This is a genomic window from Pseudomonas baetica, from assembly GCF_002813455.1.
GTDB lineage: Bacteria > Pseudomonadota > Gammaproteobacteria > Pseudomonadales > Pseudomonadaceae > Aquipseudomonas > Aquipseudomonas baetica.
The window spans coordinates 3,466,516-3,481,575 of the sequence record NZ_PHHE01000001.1 but is presented as its reverse complement, the minus strand read 5'-3'; the positions used below and the strand labels follow the sequence as shown (position 1 = coordinate 3,481,575).

Below are 15,060 nucleotides of genomic sequence, written 5' to 3'. Positions count from 1 at the left end.
CATGAGCAGTGTGTTGATTCGCAATGCCAGACTGGTCAACGAAGGGCGTGAGTTTGACGGCGATCTGCTCGTCAGCAATGGACGTATCGTCAAGATTGCTCGCAGCATCGAAGGTGAAACCGCGCACGTGGAAATCGACGCCAGCGGCCAATGGCTGCTGCCGGGCATGATCGATGACCAAGTGCATTTTCGCGAACCCGGCGCGCCGGCCAAGGGCAGCATTCATACCGAATCCCGCGCGGCGGTGGCCGGTGGCATTACCAGTTTCATGGACATGCCCAACACCCATCCCGCCACCCTCACCCTCGAAGCACTGGCTGACAAGAAGCGCCGGGCGGCAATCAACTCAGTGGCCAATTACGGCTTTCACTTCGGTGTGAGCCAGGACAATCTCGACACCGTTGCCGCGCTCAATCCCTGTGAAGTGGCCGGGGTCAAAGTGTTCATGGGCGCGTCCACCGGCAACATGCTGGTGGATGACCCGAGGATTCTTGAAAGGCTGTTCGCCGAGGTGCCAACGATTCTATTGGCCCACTGCGAGCACACGCCGAGTATCGACGCCAACGCGGCCAACCTGAGCGAACTGTTTGGCGACCATCTGCCGCCGGCAGCTCATGCGCTGATTCGCAATGCCGACACGTGCTATCGCTCGTCCTCGCTGGCCGTGGACCTGGCGAAACGTCACGGTACGCGCCTGCACGTTTTGCACCTGACTACTGCTCGTGAACTGGAATTGTTCGAGGACAAACCACTGGCGCAAAAACGCATCACTGCGGAAGTCTGCCTGCACCATTTGTTGTTCGATGATCGCGACTATCCAAGCCTCGGCAACCTGATCAAATGCAATCCGGCGATCAAGACTATGGCCGACCGCGATGCATTGCGTGCGGCGTTACTGAGCAATCGACTGGATGTAATCGGCAGCGACCACGCACCACATACCTGGGCAGAAAAGCAGCGACCGTATGCCGAAGCGCCTTCCGGTTTGCCGCTGGTACAGCATGCGTTGCCGGCTCTGCTGGAGTTGGTGGCGGAGGGTGTGTTGCCGCTCACCACGCTGGTGGCGAAGACCAGCCATCGAGTGGCGGATCTGTTTGCGATTCCGGATCGGGGTTATTTGCGTGAAGGCTATTGGGCGGATCTGGTGTTGGTAAAACCGGATACGCTGGAGGTGTCGCGGCAACCGATTTTGTCGCAGTGTGGATGGACGCCGTTTGCCGGTAGACGGTTTCGGCATCGGGTGAGTACGACGGTGGTGTCGGGGCAGATTGCCTGGCACGAGGGCCAGGTGAATGAGGGATGCCGGGGCTTACCGCTGCGGTTTATGCGCTGAGTGATTCGGCGCCTGACAAGGTGCCTTCGCGGGCAAGCCCGCTCCCACAGAGTTCTTTGGTGAACATGGATTTCGTGTACACCCGTGAACCGTGAAAGCGGGCTTGCCCGCGAAGCTTTTAAGCTCTTGGTTTCACCGCGCCGCAATCCTGACCCAGCCACACTGCACGGGTTTCCAGGCTACCCTTCTGGTTGATCCCGATGGCGTTGAACGTGCCGTTGGCAACCGTAGTGAATTCCCGATCACTCTGGAAAGTGGCGACTCCGGTGCCCTGCGCTTTCGGGCAGCTGAAACGAAATTTCCACTGGTTGCCGCTGCGCTCGGTGATCTGCTGCTTGCAGCCCGATTGCGGATCGGCCAGCGGAATATCATTGGTCGCCACTTGCTCAGGCGTCAGGCAGGCACGGATACCCTTGCCGCCGATATTGATGCCATTTTTCTCCAGCGCCGCGCGCTGATGCGGCGTCATCTGGCCCTGGAGCTGACCGAGGATCGATTGCACATCCATTGGCTGGTCATCGACTTTCACATTGCTCGAGGTCATTTCCCACAACCCCGGCTGCAGCATTTGCGCCTGCGCAATCACCGGCAATGCCAAACCCAGGCCCAGCGCCAAACCCAGCAGACGAACGTTCATCGAGAAACTCCTGATCAGTAGTGGCCGTTAGACGTCGGCCGATTGCTTCGGTTCATGCCCCAATTAAATAGCGACAATCGCGGCGGAACATGGTCTGTTAAGGCATTGAATCTTGCGGAGCAAGGCTGCCCCATGGATTATTTTGGACCGCACATTTTCGGTTATCTGATCGCCCTGATACACACCCTCGGCATGATCGCTGCCATTCACGCGGTGCTGACCGTGCGCACGGCTCAAGGGTCGATCGCCTGGGCATTGTCGCTGATCTTCATTCCCTACCTGACGCTTATTCCGTATCTGGTGTTCGGTCGCAGCACCTTTGATGGTTACATCAAGGCGCGCCGCCAGGCCAACGAACAAATGCGCCAGGCCATCTCTGAACTGAACTGGCGCCCATGGGTGGAAGAGGCGCTGACCGCGCGCGCCTCGAATGCTTACGCTTCCTTACGGGCGATGCCGAAACTGGGACGCATGCCGTGTCTGGCCAACAACGAAGTCCAGTTACTGGTGAACGGGACCGAGACGTTCAACGCGATTTTCCAGGCCATCGATCAAGCGAAGGAAGCGGTGCTGATCCAGTTTTTCATCATCCATGACGATCGCCTTGGCCAACGCTTGCGTGACTTGTTGCTGAAGAAAGCTGCCGAAGGCGTTGCCATTCATTTGCTCTACGACGGTATCGGCAGCCATGCCCTGCCCCACCGCTATGTGCAGACGCTGCGCGATGGCGGTGTCGAGGTCAAAGCGTTCGCCACACGCAGCGGCTGGCTAAACCGCTTCCAGGTCAACTTCCGCAATCATCGCAAAATCGTCGTGGTCGATGGCGTGGTCGGGTTTGTCGGCGGGCACAACGTCGGCGATGAATACATGGGCGAAAAGCCGCCGCTCGCACCGTGGCGCGACACCCATGTAAAAGTGCGCGGCCCAGTGGTGGCGTGCATGCAGGAATCCTTTGCCGAAGACTGGTTCTGGGCGGCGCGCACGCTGCCACCGCTGATCCTTCCGGACGAATACCCGGACGACGGCGTGCTCTGCCAATTGCTCGCCAGTGGCCCGGCCGATGCCTACGAAACCTGTTCGCTGTTCTTTGTCGAGGCCATTCACGCGGCGACGGAACGGGTGTGGATCACCAGCCCTTATTTCATTCCCGATGAAGCCGTGTTTGCCGCATTGCGTCTGGCAGTGTTGCGCGGTGTCGATGTGCGTTTGCTACTGCCTTCGCGCCCGGACCACCGCATCGTCTACGCCGCCTCCAGCCTGTACGCGTTTGAAGCCGTTCGCGCAGGGGTGCGGGTATTCCGTTATGAACCGGGATTTCTGCATCAGAAAGTGGTGTTGATCGACAGCGAAATCAGCGCCATCGGCAGCGCCAATCTGGACAACCGCTCGTTCCGGCTGAATTTCGAAGTGATGTTGCTGACCGTCGATAGCGCCTTTGCTGGCAAAGTCGAACAGATGCTGAACGCGGACTTCGAGCTGGCCTATGAAGTTGCCAAAGAAGAAAGCCGGGAGCTCCACCGCCTGCAACAGGTCGGCATGCGGATCGCCCGGCTCATTTCACCGATTCTCTGAAAAGCCCCCTCTCCCGCAAGGGAAAGAAGCTTCAAGGATGATAGATGTCGTCACGAGTCCATGGCAGTTCATGGCTGCCATCGGCGTGCGCTTTCACCGCAAGGATCTGGTGCAGATTGATCCAGCCGTGGGCGAACGCGTAAGCACAACCGGCCAGGTACAGGCGCCAGATCCGTAGCGCTTGATCAGGCACCAGTTTGCCAGCCGCTTCGAGGTTGTCCTCCAGCCGCTCGCTCCAGTGATCCAACGTGCGAGCGTAATGCAGGCGCAAACTTTCGACATCGACGATCTCAAGCCCGGCTTCGCTGATCTCGGCCGAAATCATCGACAGATGCGGCAACTCGCCATTGGGGAATACGTATTTCTCGATGAAATCCCCGGCACCACGTCCGACCGGACGGCCATCGGTGTGCTTGGCAGTGATGCCGTGGTTCATCACCAGACCACCCTCCTTCACCGCACCGAACAGGGTTTTGCAGTACTCGGCGAGGTTGGCGTGGCCGACGTGCTCGAACATGCCGACGCTGACGACTTTATCGAAACGACCGTCCTGCGGCAGATCGCGGTAGTCGAGCAATTGCAGTTCGATCTGATCTTCCAGGCCCTCGTCCTTGACGCGCTCGCGCGCCAGTTCCAGTTGTTCCTTGCTCAGGGTGATGCCGGACACCTTGGCACCGAATTCCCGTGCGGCGTAACGCGCCAGGCCGCCCCAGCCGCAACCGACGTCCAGCAGATAATCGCCAGGCTGCAAACGGAGCTTGCGGCACAGATGACGGAATTTGGCTTGCTGCGCCTGCTCGAGCGACTCGCTGCCGGTTTCGAAATACGCGCAGGAATACGCCATGTCGCTGTCCAGCCAGAGCTGGTAGAACGCGTTGGACAGATCGTAGTGATAGGAGATGGCTTTGGCGTCGGTTTCCTTGTCATGCAAGGTCCGCATTGGCTGACTGTCTTGATCTTCATTGAGCAACGCGCTGCTCCATTCGTCGCAGACCCGGATGACCTCGCTGATCGAGCCTTCCAGTTCAAGTTTGCCTTCAACGAATGCCGCCCCCAGCGCGTCCAGGCTTGGATGGCTGAGCTGGCTGACCATCTGCGGATCCTTGACCACGATGGTGACACTGGGCACCGGGCCCAGATTGAACTCATGGCCATCCCAGAGTCGCAGGCGAAGCGGAAGCTGCAGATTCTGTAAGGCCGGTGGAAGTTGCGCGAGCATGGAAAATCCCCCTTGTTTCAGACGTCAAATCTGAGGGTAGACCATCCTGAAAAATTAGCAGGCTATCGATTTAATCAGCCTTAACTATCGTTGCAGACGCTCTAACAGGCCTTCTTGCACCCACTGCTTTAACCAGGTCACGGCCTGAAGTGGAGCGCCCTCTTCATAGATGACTGCTAACTCGGCGCACAGTTCGGCGAAACTCCAGCCTTCGTTTATCAAGCCATTCAGAGCATTGGCCTCGGCAGATTCCAGGCTGCGGTAATGACAGATCAGATCGTTGCGCCAGATCAGGTAGATCTGGGGATCTTGGAGTGGCTGGCTGGGAGGGAAATCAGTTTCTTCTTTAACCGAACGCCACAGCGCGACGCTGTTGAACCGGCATTCCAGCCACTGAACGCAGGGCGCCAGTTTGACTCGCAGCGCTGGCCATTCTGGCGCGGACAGTGTCGCCATTGTTTCGATGGTTAACGGCTCACCCGCTGGCGCATCGAAAGCCAAAGTAAATGCCCACTCGATTACTGCCATCTCAGCCAAAGGTGCACTTTGCTCGGGCACCAGATGCTCGCGAATAAACCCTTCGAAGCCTTTGCCCAGCCAACGCAGACTGTAATGCGCCGACGGATACCGGCGCAGGTACGCGGTAGCGATCGCGTCGAACTCCTCGTCGCCTAACCAGTGCCAGATGGCTGGAAAATCGTTGCGCAACACCTCCAGTAAACGGGCCTGATAGGCGTTGTGATAGATCGCCAGACCCGTGCCGACATCCAGCGTCGGCCCGCCGATCAGGCTGGCACCCAGCCGCGGTTGGGCGGTGGCCGCCCCCTCGAGCAAAAACGACTCAAATGCCAATTGCCATTCTTTCAGGCGCATTGCTGTCTCCCGGCCAGAACCCTGTCACCCAGCGCCCGAGCCTTTTGCAGTTCTTCGAGCAGCGCTTCAAAAGGCGGAAAATGATCGTCACGTTCCAGCAACGTAGCCACCGGGCCGAAGTGCTCCAACGTACGTTGATACAGCACCCAGACCGGATCGCTCACCGGTTGGTCATGGGTATCGATGACGTAATCGCCGTAATCGCTGTGTCCCGCCAGGTGCAGTTGGCGCACCTTGTCCACCGGCAGGCTCTGAATGAACGTCCACGGATCGAAACCGTGATTGCGTGAGCTGACGTAGACATTGTTGACGTCCAGCAGCAACTCGCAGCCGCTTTCGCGGCTCAGGGCCGCGAGAAACTCCCATTCAGTGAAATCATCCGAAGCGGCGCGGACATAGCTGGAGACGTTCTCCAGCACCAACGGACGCTGCAAAACGTCCTGAACCTGGCGCACGCGCTCGGCAATGTATTCAAGACTTTCTTCGGTGTAAGGCAGAGGCAGCAAATCGTGCAACTGATGAGCGTTGCCGCGGCTCCAGCACAAGTGATCGGAGATCCACGCCGGGTTGACCCGTTCGGCCAGTTGCTTGAGTTGTTTCAGATAGTCCACATCGAGGGCATGCGGCCCGCCGATGGACAGGGAAACGCCATGCATCACCAGCGGATAACGCTCGGCGATGGCGTCCAGGTAATACAGGGCCTTGCCGCCCTGCACCATGAAATTTTCGGAGACCACTTCAAACCAGTCCACGTCCGGCGACTGTTCGAGGATCTGCTGGTAGTAAGCGCTACGCAATCCCAGGCCGTAGCCGAGGAAGGGACCAGAGGCGGACATGTGCAGACTCCTGATAAAAAGTGGCCGCAGTGGCGTGAGCCACTGCGGCGGCACTGGCCGGTCAGTTATTCGCCGACCTTGCCACCTGCTTTTTCGCAAGCCGCTTGAGTCATGGCTTTGAAACCCTGGCCTTTGCAGGCACCCATGCCTTTGCAAGCATGGTCTTTGGTCTTGCAGTCGTTCTGACCTTTGCAGGCAGTCACGCCGTAGCAGTGAACATTGGCATCGGCGGCCATCGCGTTGGTGGCGACACCGGCAAACATAGTGGCAGCGGCCAAAGCGAGAGCGGCACCAGCAGCGGCGGTCTTGATAGTCATTTTTTTATCCTCGGTAATCGTCAGGGGGTGTCGGCTGGACGGTTTGTTCAGTCCCGACATAGCACTAGAGCGCGCGACCCCGACGGCGTTACAGAGGCGGTAGAAATATTTTCAAATATCTTCCTTGAGCTTGAGCAGCGGCTCCTGAAAACGCAGCAGACGCCCGGCGTTGCCCAGTACCAGCAACGTGCTGAGGTTATGCAGCAGCGCCGCAATCATCGCCCCGGCGGCGCCCAGCCAGCCGAACGCGGCAAACACGACGATGGCCAGCGTCCAGCCCAGACCGATGATCACGTTGACCTGCAGGGTGCGGCGGCATTGGCGACTCAGCCGCACACAAGTACCGAGCCGGCGCAGGTCGCTGCCGATCAGCACGATGTCAGCCGACGCCAAGGCGATATCCGCACCGCCCGCCCCCATTGCTACGCCAACGACTCCTGCCTTGAGTGCCAACGAATCGTTGATGCCGTCACCGACAACCATTGGCCGGAAGCCGTTGTCGATTTCCTGGAGCACACGATTGAGTTTGTCTTCGGGCAAGGCTTGGGCTTGAACGTCCTGTAGACCGACATCCCTGGCCAAGGTCTGCGCGACACTTTGTCGGTCGCCAGTCAGTAACAGTTGTCGGCCAAGACCGAGTTCGCGCAATTCGCTCAGGGCCAATCGGGCTTCCGGTTTGACGCTGTCGGCCAACAACAGCCAGGCGAGAAATTCACCGTTCAAGGCGAGGCCGGCAATCGGGCCGTCGTGCTCGGGAGTCGGCGTGGTGGGGATTTTCAGTTGTGCGAACAACTCTGGCCGGCCAAGCGCTGCTTCGCCCTGTGCGGTCACTGCGACGACACCGAGACCTTGTCGCTCGTGGATATCGCTCAGCGCCACACACTTTTCCTGACTGACCAACCCCGCCAATGCCCGACTGACCGGGTGACTGCTCGCCGCGCCGAGGCTGGCGGCGAGCGCCATGACCGACGACTGATCCGCGCGCGGACTGTCGATCGCCTGCAAGCGCAAGGTGCCGTAAGTCAGGGTGCCGGTCTTGTCGACGACCAGCGATGTCAGGTCGGCCAGTTCTTCGAGGAATGCTGAACTGCGGATCAGAATCCCGTGCCGTGCTGCCACTGCTACACCGGCAATCGCCGTGGCCGGCGCCGACAACACCAACGCGCAAGGACACGCCGCCACCAACACCGCGAGCATCGCTTGCGCGTCGTGGGTGATGAACCAGGTGACCGCCGCCAGCAGCAACACCAGCACCATGTAACTGCCGGCATAGCGTTCAAGCAATCGGGTGATCGGCGGTTTCGAGCGCTCGGCGTTCTGCATCAAAGCGATGACTTTACCGAGAGTCGATTCATCGCCGGTGCGAGTTACTTCGATACGCAACAGACCATCGAGATTGATCGCGCCACCGAACACCGACATACCCGCACTCGCTTCCACCGGCACGGATTCCCCGGTAATCGAAGCGGTGTCGAGACTCGCCTGCCCTGACAAAATCCGACCGTCCGCTGGCACACGATCACCGGCTCTGACCTCGACCGTATCGCCGGATTTCAGCGTGCCGTTGTCCACTTCAATGATCGAGCCGTCGGCCTGAAGTTTGCGCGCATGACTGCGGGTCAATTGGCCGAGGGCGTGGATCGCTTCCTGTGAACCGATGACGCTGCGCTCCTCCAGCACATGGCCGAAGATCATGATGATCGGCAGTAACGCGGCGGTGAGCAGATCACCCGTCGCCCACGCCCCGAGCATCGCCAGCGCGATCAGTTGATCGGTGATGCCGTGCAGGCTTGGATAACGCAGGCTGTACCACGCCGAACGCATCACCGGCACCGCCACTAATAAAGAAGCAAAACCGAGTAGCAACTGACTGACCCCGGTTTGTTCCGGCATCGCCCAGCGCCAGATCAATCCGAGGCCAAGCAAACCCAAAGCGAGCATCGCCAAGGTCAGTTGCCTGGCCGCACGGCGTTGTTCGGCCGAAGATAAAAGGCTCGGTGCAGCGGCAGTCGCATTCATTTACTGGCTCCCTGAATGATCAGGCGGGAATCGTCTTTCGGATCGACTGTGGTGACCGATCCGGCCTGACCGAGAATCTTCGGCATGCGCTCGCGGTACAGACGCAGCAGCATTTGCGGCTCGGTGCCTTGTTGCGCCTTGGCCAGGCTCAACACCGTGGCGGTGTCGGCAGAAGCTTTGGCCAGCCGTTCGCCCGCCTGAGCGTGGGCGACTTGCAACGTGCGGTCGGCTTGTTCGTTGGCGGACTGGGTGAGTTTCTCGGCGTCGGTGCGGGCGTTGGCCACGGCTTTGTCGGCCTGCTGACTGGCGGTCAAAACCGCATTGAAGGCACTGACCGCCGGATCCGGCAGACTCGATTGCACATCGACCCGCGCCACTTCAATGCCGATGCCCTGCCCGCTCGCCTTCAGTTCAGCCAGCCGTTGGTTAATGCCTTGCACCAGATCACCACGCAGTCTTTCGCGGCGTTCGGCGGCCTGATTGTCCGCGCCGATCAGTTCCGGTCTGGCAACCAGAATGGTGTCGAGATCTCGCGCGGCCGTCAGCGCCACGGCGCTGCGTGTGACCAAGCGATCGAACGCCGGCAGAACATGATCGGCCTGAAGCACGAAGTCATAGGGCTCGATCACTTTGTAAAACACCCGCACATCCAACTGCACAACACCGGCATCACCGGTCAATAAATAACCAGAGCCGGCCAACGCATCGCTGATCGGTGTAGCAAATGAGGCGACACGATCAGCCTGCAGCGCTTCGTCGCTGCGCAACAGATTCTCCACTCGCCGTTCCATCACCCGATCCGCCGCTGGCAGCAGAACGACCTGTTCGAATGGCTGCGGCCAGGCCAATAGCAGGCCGGCGTTCTGGATGCGATCCAGCGCGCCGAAGTGCAAAACCACGGCGCGATTCTGCGGATCAATCTGCCGCACATTGGAGAACGCCCAGGCCAATGCCGCCAGGATCGTCACCGCGTACAAGGCAAAAAATGCCAAGCGTGCCGCCTGAATCCACGGACTGTTCAGCGAATGTGTTCCACGTGGAACTTCTTCATTCATGGCTGCGATCCGGACTTGTTGTCGAAGCTCGGCGGGCCGTCGACCAGTACACGGAATGGCGCGGCATCGGTGCGCAGGATCAGTTTGGTGTCTGGGGTGACGATAGTGCCGAGGGTATCCAGTGAGCGCAGCAGGTTGTACAACTGCGGCGAACCGGCGTAGGCGCGACCATAAATCTGCGCGGCCTCAACGCGAGATTGCGCTTCGATATCGGCGGCCTTCACCGTGGCGTCAGCCTGCACAATTCGCGCATCGCGTTCGGCGGCAGAGCGGATTTGCGCCGCTTCGCGTTTGCCGATGGCCGTGCGTTCGGTGGCGATTGTTTCACGCTCGGCGCGCATCCGATCGACCGTGGCAGTGAGTGTCACTGATGGCAGCGTCAGACGTTCGATACCCACCTGCACCACTCGCACGCCATAAGTGGCGAGCAATTGTTGATCGATCTGCTGCCGCAACTGCGCCTCGAAATCAGCGATGTGAACCTGACTGGCATCGGTGTTCACCAGGTTGGCCAAGTCAAAACTGCTGGCGGTGGTTTCCAGAGCAGAGCCGACAAACGTGCGAATCTGCCGCGCCGCTTCGTCTGGCTGGTTCTGCACTGCGCGCATGAAGCGCTGCACATTGTCCGGATCGCCCTGCACCTGCCAGGCAATGTAAGCCTGGACAATGATGCGCAACCCGTCGCGGGTGCCGACATCCTGCAAGCCGCTGGACGTCGTGCGCAGGCGCAGATCCACCGGGATCGCCGCTTCGAACGGCGCCGGCCAACGCCAGCTCAAACCCGGATCGAGCAAGACCCGCGAAGGATTGCCGAAACGAGTAATGACCGTAGCCTCACCGGAACGCACCTGCACCAGACTCGCCGCCGCGATGGCGAACGCCACCAGCAAAACCGCCCAGCCCATGCGCCGCCAAGGGAATGGCCCCGCCTCCTCCGGCGCACCGTGGTGGTGACCGTGATGATGGTGATGCCCGCCGTGGCCGTGATCGGGGCCGCCGTGGTCATGATGATCGTGAGTGTGCGACTGGCTCAATGGGCAACTCCTGGTTGAGCGGTGGTGCGCGCGGGCGTCGGGTCAGCCGGCAGCGTGAACGTACGCAGGTCGATGGTCGGCGCATTGCTGCTACCGCCCAGCCGATGGTCGAGGATCAGCAATTTGGCTTTGCTCAGGCCTTGGCTGAGCTGACTGAGGTATTGCTCCAGTACGAATGCCTGGCCGGCGCTGGCGTAGGCTTTTTGTTCGGCACTGAATTTCAGCTCGGCGGCCTGTGCGGCTGCACCGATTTCGCGGGCGTTGGCGCTGGCCTGATCGCGAGCAAGGCTGGCCTGTAACTGCGCTTGGTTACTGGCTTCAGCGGCTGCCCCACGCTCACGCGAGATCAACGCCTGCGCGCCAATCTGCGCCGCTTGCACACCGTGATAGGCATTGGCGGCGCCGGCCGGCGGGTGAATGGCTTCGACGACGGTGGCGAGAATTTCCACGCCACTGTCGAGTTTTTGCAGATCACTTTGCACCGCACGGCCGATCTCTTCCGCCAGCCCTGCCCGGTCCGCACCGAGCAAACCGTCGAGGGTACGTGAGGCGAAATCATGCACAAGAATCCGGCTGGCAGTGCTGCGGATCAGCGTTGGCACATCAGCGCTGTTATAGGTTGCAGCCAGTGCTGCCTGATCGCTCAGACCGATGCGATAGACGAAGCGCACATCCATGTTGACGATCTGAAAGCTCTGCTGCTCGCCCCGGCTGCTGGCGATGACCTGGGATTTATCGTTCACATGGCTGGCGTCCCACAAACGATTGGCCGTGATCGGTGCCGGGCCTTCGGCGGGATCGAGTTGCAGCGGCGCCGGATTTTCGCCGACGCTGGTCGCCAGTTCATGGACCACGCCGTTTTCGACGCTCAACACCCGACCCAGTGGCCACGGCAAACCTGCATGCAAACCGGGGCCGAAGACCTGCACCGGTTTGCCGAATCGCTCATAGATAGCGCGACCTTGCAGGGGAATTTCGTGAAGACCGGTCAGCAACCAGCCGACCGCCGCGACCAGCACCAACACCGGCACAAAGGCCCGACGCATGTAGCTGAATGCCCAAATCTGGCGCAGATCGATGCCGAAGCGGTTGTGCAATTCGTGCTGTAACACGAGCAGCGGTTGTGGCGGCCAACGCAGCAGGTCGGCGACAAAACTGCGCGCCAGCAATCGCGGTTCGAGCCGATCGCGGCGCGGGCTGAATATCGAAAGAACGGCGCGCAATAGCAGCTCGATCGCGACAAGACCCGGCAAGATGCCGATCAGCACCGCAAGGCGAACCGGCCACACTGCGGTTTCGCTGGCGAACAACAAACACAGCGCTCCCAGCACAAGGCTGATGATTGCGACGCGCGTCAGCTGCGCCAGCGAACCCGCCTCAGGCCATTGCGCCGAAGTTTGCTGAGCCAGCTGCCGTTCCAATACCAACAAACCGAACGCCAGCAGCAGCGCCAGAACGGCGCCAACCGTGGCAGACATGCCGACGGCGGCGGGCGGCAAGGCCAGGTTCCACACCTGCTCAATGCTGATCACCACCAGCAAGGCCCAGCCGGCCAGCCACAACGTCGCCTCGCCGATCAGGCCCACCAGATGCAGGCCACGTTGACTCAAGCGATCCAGCAGGCGCTCATACCAGCCATCCGGCGCGAGTTGCTCTTCGACTGCACGCGGTGTCGATGCCAGCGGACTCATCACCCGCGCGCGCCACTGCGCCACCCACCCAGCCGATTGCAGCCCGGCCAGCAGCACCCACAGCGCCGCGCTCTGATTGACCAGCAATGGCAACCACAACGATTGCGGTGTAAACAGCGCCACAAAAAACGCCAGTATCCAACCCGCCCCGGCTAACGCGCCGAAGCCAATCGCCAACCGGCGTAAGCGTCGGCCCTGCGTGGCCGCCTGCTGAAAGCGCGGCAGTCCGGTCACTTGCGTGCCCTCAACCTCCAGATCGACCTGCATATCACCCCAAAGCCTCGGCTCTTTGCTCTTATCGTTACGATATAACGAAAGTCGTGAAATATTCGTACACAAATTGCGCTTATCTAAAAACGCCCGAGCTGTCGCTTGCCTGAAGCCTTGACCGAAATGTCCGGATACGCACATATTACGTTCGTAATTTTAGTCAACAACTACCTTTAGCGATCCGCATCCCTCAACCAGGAGTAAGCGCATGAGCAACTATGACGTAGTGATTCTGGGCGGCGGCCCCGGGGGCTATAACGCGGCGATCCGCGCCGGCCAGCTGGGCCTCAAGGCTGCGCGCGACCCTCGGCGGCACCTGCCTGAACGTCGGTTGCATGCCGTCCAAGGCTTTGTTGCATGCCTCAGAACTGTACGACGCGGCCATGGGTGCGGAATTCGCCAACCTTGGGATCGAAGTCAAACCGACGCTCAATCTCGCGCAGATGATGAAGCAGAAAGACGAGAGCGTGACCGGCCTGACCAAGGGCATCGAGTTTCTCTTTCGCAAGAACAAGGTCGACTGGATCAAGGGTTGGGGCCATATCGACGGCCCGGGCAAAGTCACCGTGACCGGCGATCAGGGCAGCAAGATCGAGCTGACCGCCAAGGACATCATCATCGCCACCGGTTCCGAACCCACTCCCCTGCCCGGGGTCGAGATCGACAACCAGCGCATTCTCGATTCGACTGGCGCGTTGTCCCTGAACGAAGTGCCCAAGCATCTGGTGGTGATCGGTGCCGGCGTGATCGGCCTCGAATTGGGTTCGGTGTGGCGACGTCTCGGCGCGCAGGTCACCGTGGTCGAGTACCTCGACCGCATCTGCCCCGGCGTTGATGGCGAGGCCGGCAAAACCCTGCAACGCTCGCTGAGCAAGCAAGGCATCGCCTTCAAATTAAGTTCGAAAGTCACCAGCGCCACCACTTCGGCCAACGGCGTACAACTGAGCGTCGAACCGGCCGCCGGCGGTACGGCTGAGCTACTGGAGGCGGATTACGTGCTGGTGGCCATCGGTCGTCGCCCCTACACCCAAGGCCTGGGTCTGGGTCTGGAGAACGTCGGCCTGAGCACCGACAAGCGCGGCATGCTCGCCAACAAACAACACCGCACCGAAGCCCCGGGGATCTGGGTGATCGGCGACGTAACGTCCGGCCCGATGCTCGCGCACAAGGCCGAAGACGAAGCCATGGCCTGCGTCGAGCAGATCCACGGCAAGGCCGGCGAGGTCAATTACGACCTGATCCCCAACGTGATCTACACCAAACCGGAGCTGGCCAGCGTCGGCAAGACTGAAGAGCAACTCAAGGCTGAAGGCCGGGCCTACAAGGTCGGCAAGTTTCCGTTCACTGCCAACAGCCGGGCGAAGATCAACCACGAGACTGAAGGTTTCGCCAAAGTCCTTGCTGATGAGCGCACGGATGAAGTGCTCGGCGTGCACCTGGTCGGCCCGAGCGTAAGCGAAATGATTGGCGAGTTTTGTGTGGCGATGGAATTCAGCGCTTCGGCCGAGGACATCGCCCTGACCTGTCATCCACATCCAACACGCTCCGAGGCGTTGCGCCAGGCGGCGATGAATGTGGAGGGGATGGCGACGCAGATGTAAAAGATCAAAAGATCAAAAGATCGCAGCCTTCGGCAGCTCCTACAGGGTACGCATTTCAGGTAGGAGCTGCCGAAGGCTACGATCTTTTCGTTTTTCAGGACGGAAGATGCCCCAACGGCAAAGCCCCCGGCGTCTTCACCGTGTGAATCGCAAAGTTGCTGCGGATATCACTCACCCCCGGCAGTTTCAACAGGCAACCGCTGAGAAAGCGGTCATACGCGCGCAGATCCGGCACCACCACCTGCAGCAGAAAGTCCGATTCCCCCGATACCAGAAACGCTGAAATCACCTCCGGCAACGCAGTGACCGCCGCGTAAAACGCTTCGGCCTGTTCATCGTTGTGCCGTTCAACCTTGACCCCGACAAACACGGTCAGCCCCAGCCCCACTTCATCGCGATCCAGATTGGCCTGATAACCGCGAATCACCCCGGCCTCTTCCAGCATCCGCACCCGGCGCAAACACGGTGACGCCGACAGACCGATCTCGTCCGCCAGCTCGACGTTGCTCAAGCGACCGTCCCGTTGCAGGGCGGCGAGAATCTTGCGGTCGAAGGCGTCGAGTTTCATGGTTGGCAGATCCTGATGGCGAGAGCGCAAAAAGA

Annotated in this window: 12 protein-coding genes and 1 pseudogene; 3 read left to right on the top strand and 10 right to left on the bottom strand. The window is 60.2% G+C overall.

Features of this window, described 5'->3' with window-relative positions:
- The first annotated feature begins 1 nt into the window (after window position 1).
- Window positions 2–1,333: a dihydroorotase gene (locus ATI02_RS15805; protein WP_100846752.1), complete on the top strand. Its 1,332-nt coding sequence runs from the start codon at window positions 2–4 to the stop codon at window positions 1,331–1,333.
- 118 nt (window positions 1,334–1,451) lie between these two features.
- On the opposite strand, the gene ATI02_RS15800 is transcribed toward ATI02_RS15805, so the two are convergent.
- Window positions 1,452–1,970, bottom strand: a complete 519-nt coding sequence (locus ATI02_RS15800; RefSeq protein WP_100846751.1) for a DUF3617 domain-containing protein — start codon at window positions 1,968–1,970, stop codon at window positions 1,452–1,454.
- 132 nt (window positions 1,971–2,102) lie between these two features.
- Here ATI02_RS15800 and cls point away from each other — a divergent pair, with 132 nt between their 5' ends.
- Window positions 2,103–3,542 carry a cardiolipin synthase gene (gene cls, locus ATI02_RS15795; protein WP_100846750.1) on the top strand — a complete coding sequence of 480 codons (1,440 nt, stop codon included), beginning with the start codon at window positions 2,103–2,105 and terminating at the stop codon, window positions 3,540–3,542.
- Window positions 3,543–3,573: 31 nt separating this feature from the next.
- On the opposite strand, the gene cfaB is transcribed toward cls, so the two are convergent.
- The 8 genes from cfaB to ATI02_RS15755 form a co-directional block, all read right to left on the bottom strand.
- Window positions 3,574–4,761, bottom strand: coding sequence for a C17 cyclopropane fatty acid synthase CfaB (cfaB, locus tag ATI02_RS15790; RefSeq protein WP_100846749.1), 1,188 nt, complete (start codon window positions 4,759–4,761; stop codon window positions 3,574–3,576).
- Window positions 4,762–4,845: 84 nt separating this feature from the next.
- The gene (locus ATI02_RS15785) at window positions 4,846–5,634 is read right to left on the bottom strand and encodes an HvfC/BufC N-terminal domain-containing protein (RefSeq protein ID WP_095188688.1); all 789 of its coding nucleotides are present in this window, start codon (window positions 5,632–5,634) and stop codon (window positions 4,846–4,848) included.
- Window positions 5,625–6,470 (bottom strand): MNIO family bufferin maturase, encoded by an 846-nt coding sequence (gene bufB, locus ATI02_RS15780; protein WP_095188689.1) that lies wholly within the window; start codon window positions 6,468–6,470, stop codon window positions 5,625–5,627. The genes ATI02_RS15785 and bufB overlap by 10 nt, the downstream gene beginning before the upstream one ends.
- A 65-nt stretch (window positions 6,471–6,535) precedes the next feature.
- Entirely contained in the window at window positions 6,536–6,787 is a 252-nt protein-coding gene (bufA2, locus tag ATI02_RS15775) for a BufA2 family periplasmic bufferin-type metallophore (protein WP_095188690.1), read from the bottom strand.
- Window positions 6,788–6,898: 111 nt separating this feature from the next.
- Complete coding sequence (locus ATI02_RS15770; protein WP_100846748.1) at window positions 6,899–8,806, bottom strand: heavy metal translocating P-type ATPase; 1,908 nt, start codon at window positions 8,804–8,806, stop codon at window positions 6,899–6,901.
- Complete coding sequence (hflK, locus tag ATI02_RS15765) at window positions 8,803–9,861, bottom strand: protease modulator HflK (RefSeq protein ID WP_100846747.1); 1,059 nt, start codon at window positions 9,859–9,861, stop codon at window positions 8,803–8,805. The genes ATI02_RS15770 and hflK overlap by 4 nt, the downstream gene beginning before the upstream one ends.
- A complete protein-coding gene (gene hflC / locus ATI02_RS15760; RefSeq protein WP_100846746.1) occupies window positions 9,858–10,895 on the bottom strand; it encodes a protease modulator HflC in 1,038 nt (345 codons plus the stop codon). The genes hflK and hflC overlap by 4 nt, the downstream gene beginning before the upstream one ends.
- Window positions 10,892–12,853: a protease modulator HflK gene (locus ATI02_RS15755; protein WP_100846745.1), complete on the bottom strand. Its 1,962-nt coding sequence runs from the start codon at window positions 12,851–12,853 to the stop codon at window positions 10,892–10,894. Before ATI02_RS15755 ends, hflC begins: the two co-directional genes overlap by 4 nt.
- 211 nt (window positions 12,854–13,064) lie before the next feature.
- On the opposite strand from ATI02_RS15755, the pseudogene lpdA reads away from it, so the two are divergent.
- Window positions 13,065–14,457, top strand: a pseudogene (lpdA, locus tag ATI02_RS15750) (dihydrolipoyl dehydrogenase).
- Between the two features lie 94 nt (window positions 14,458–14,551).
- Here the strand turns inward: lpdA and ATI02_RS15745 are convergent.
- Window positions 14,552–15,025 (bottom strand): Lrp/AsnC family transcriptional regulator, encoded by a 474-nt coding sequence (locus ATI02_RS15745; protein ID WP_100846744.1) that lies wholly within the window; start codon window positions 15,023–15,025, stop codon window positions 14,552–14,554.
- Window positions 15,026–15,060 lie beyond the last annotated feature (35 nt).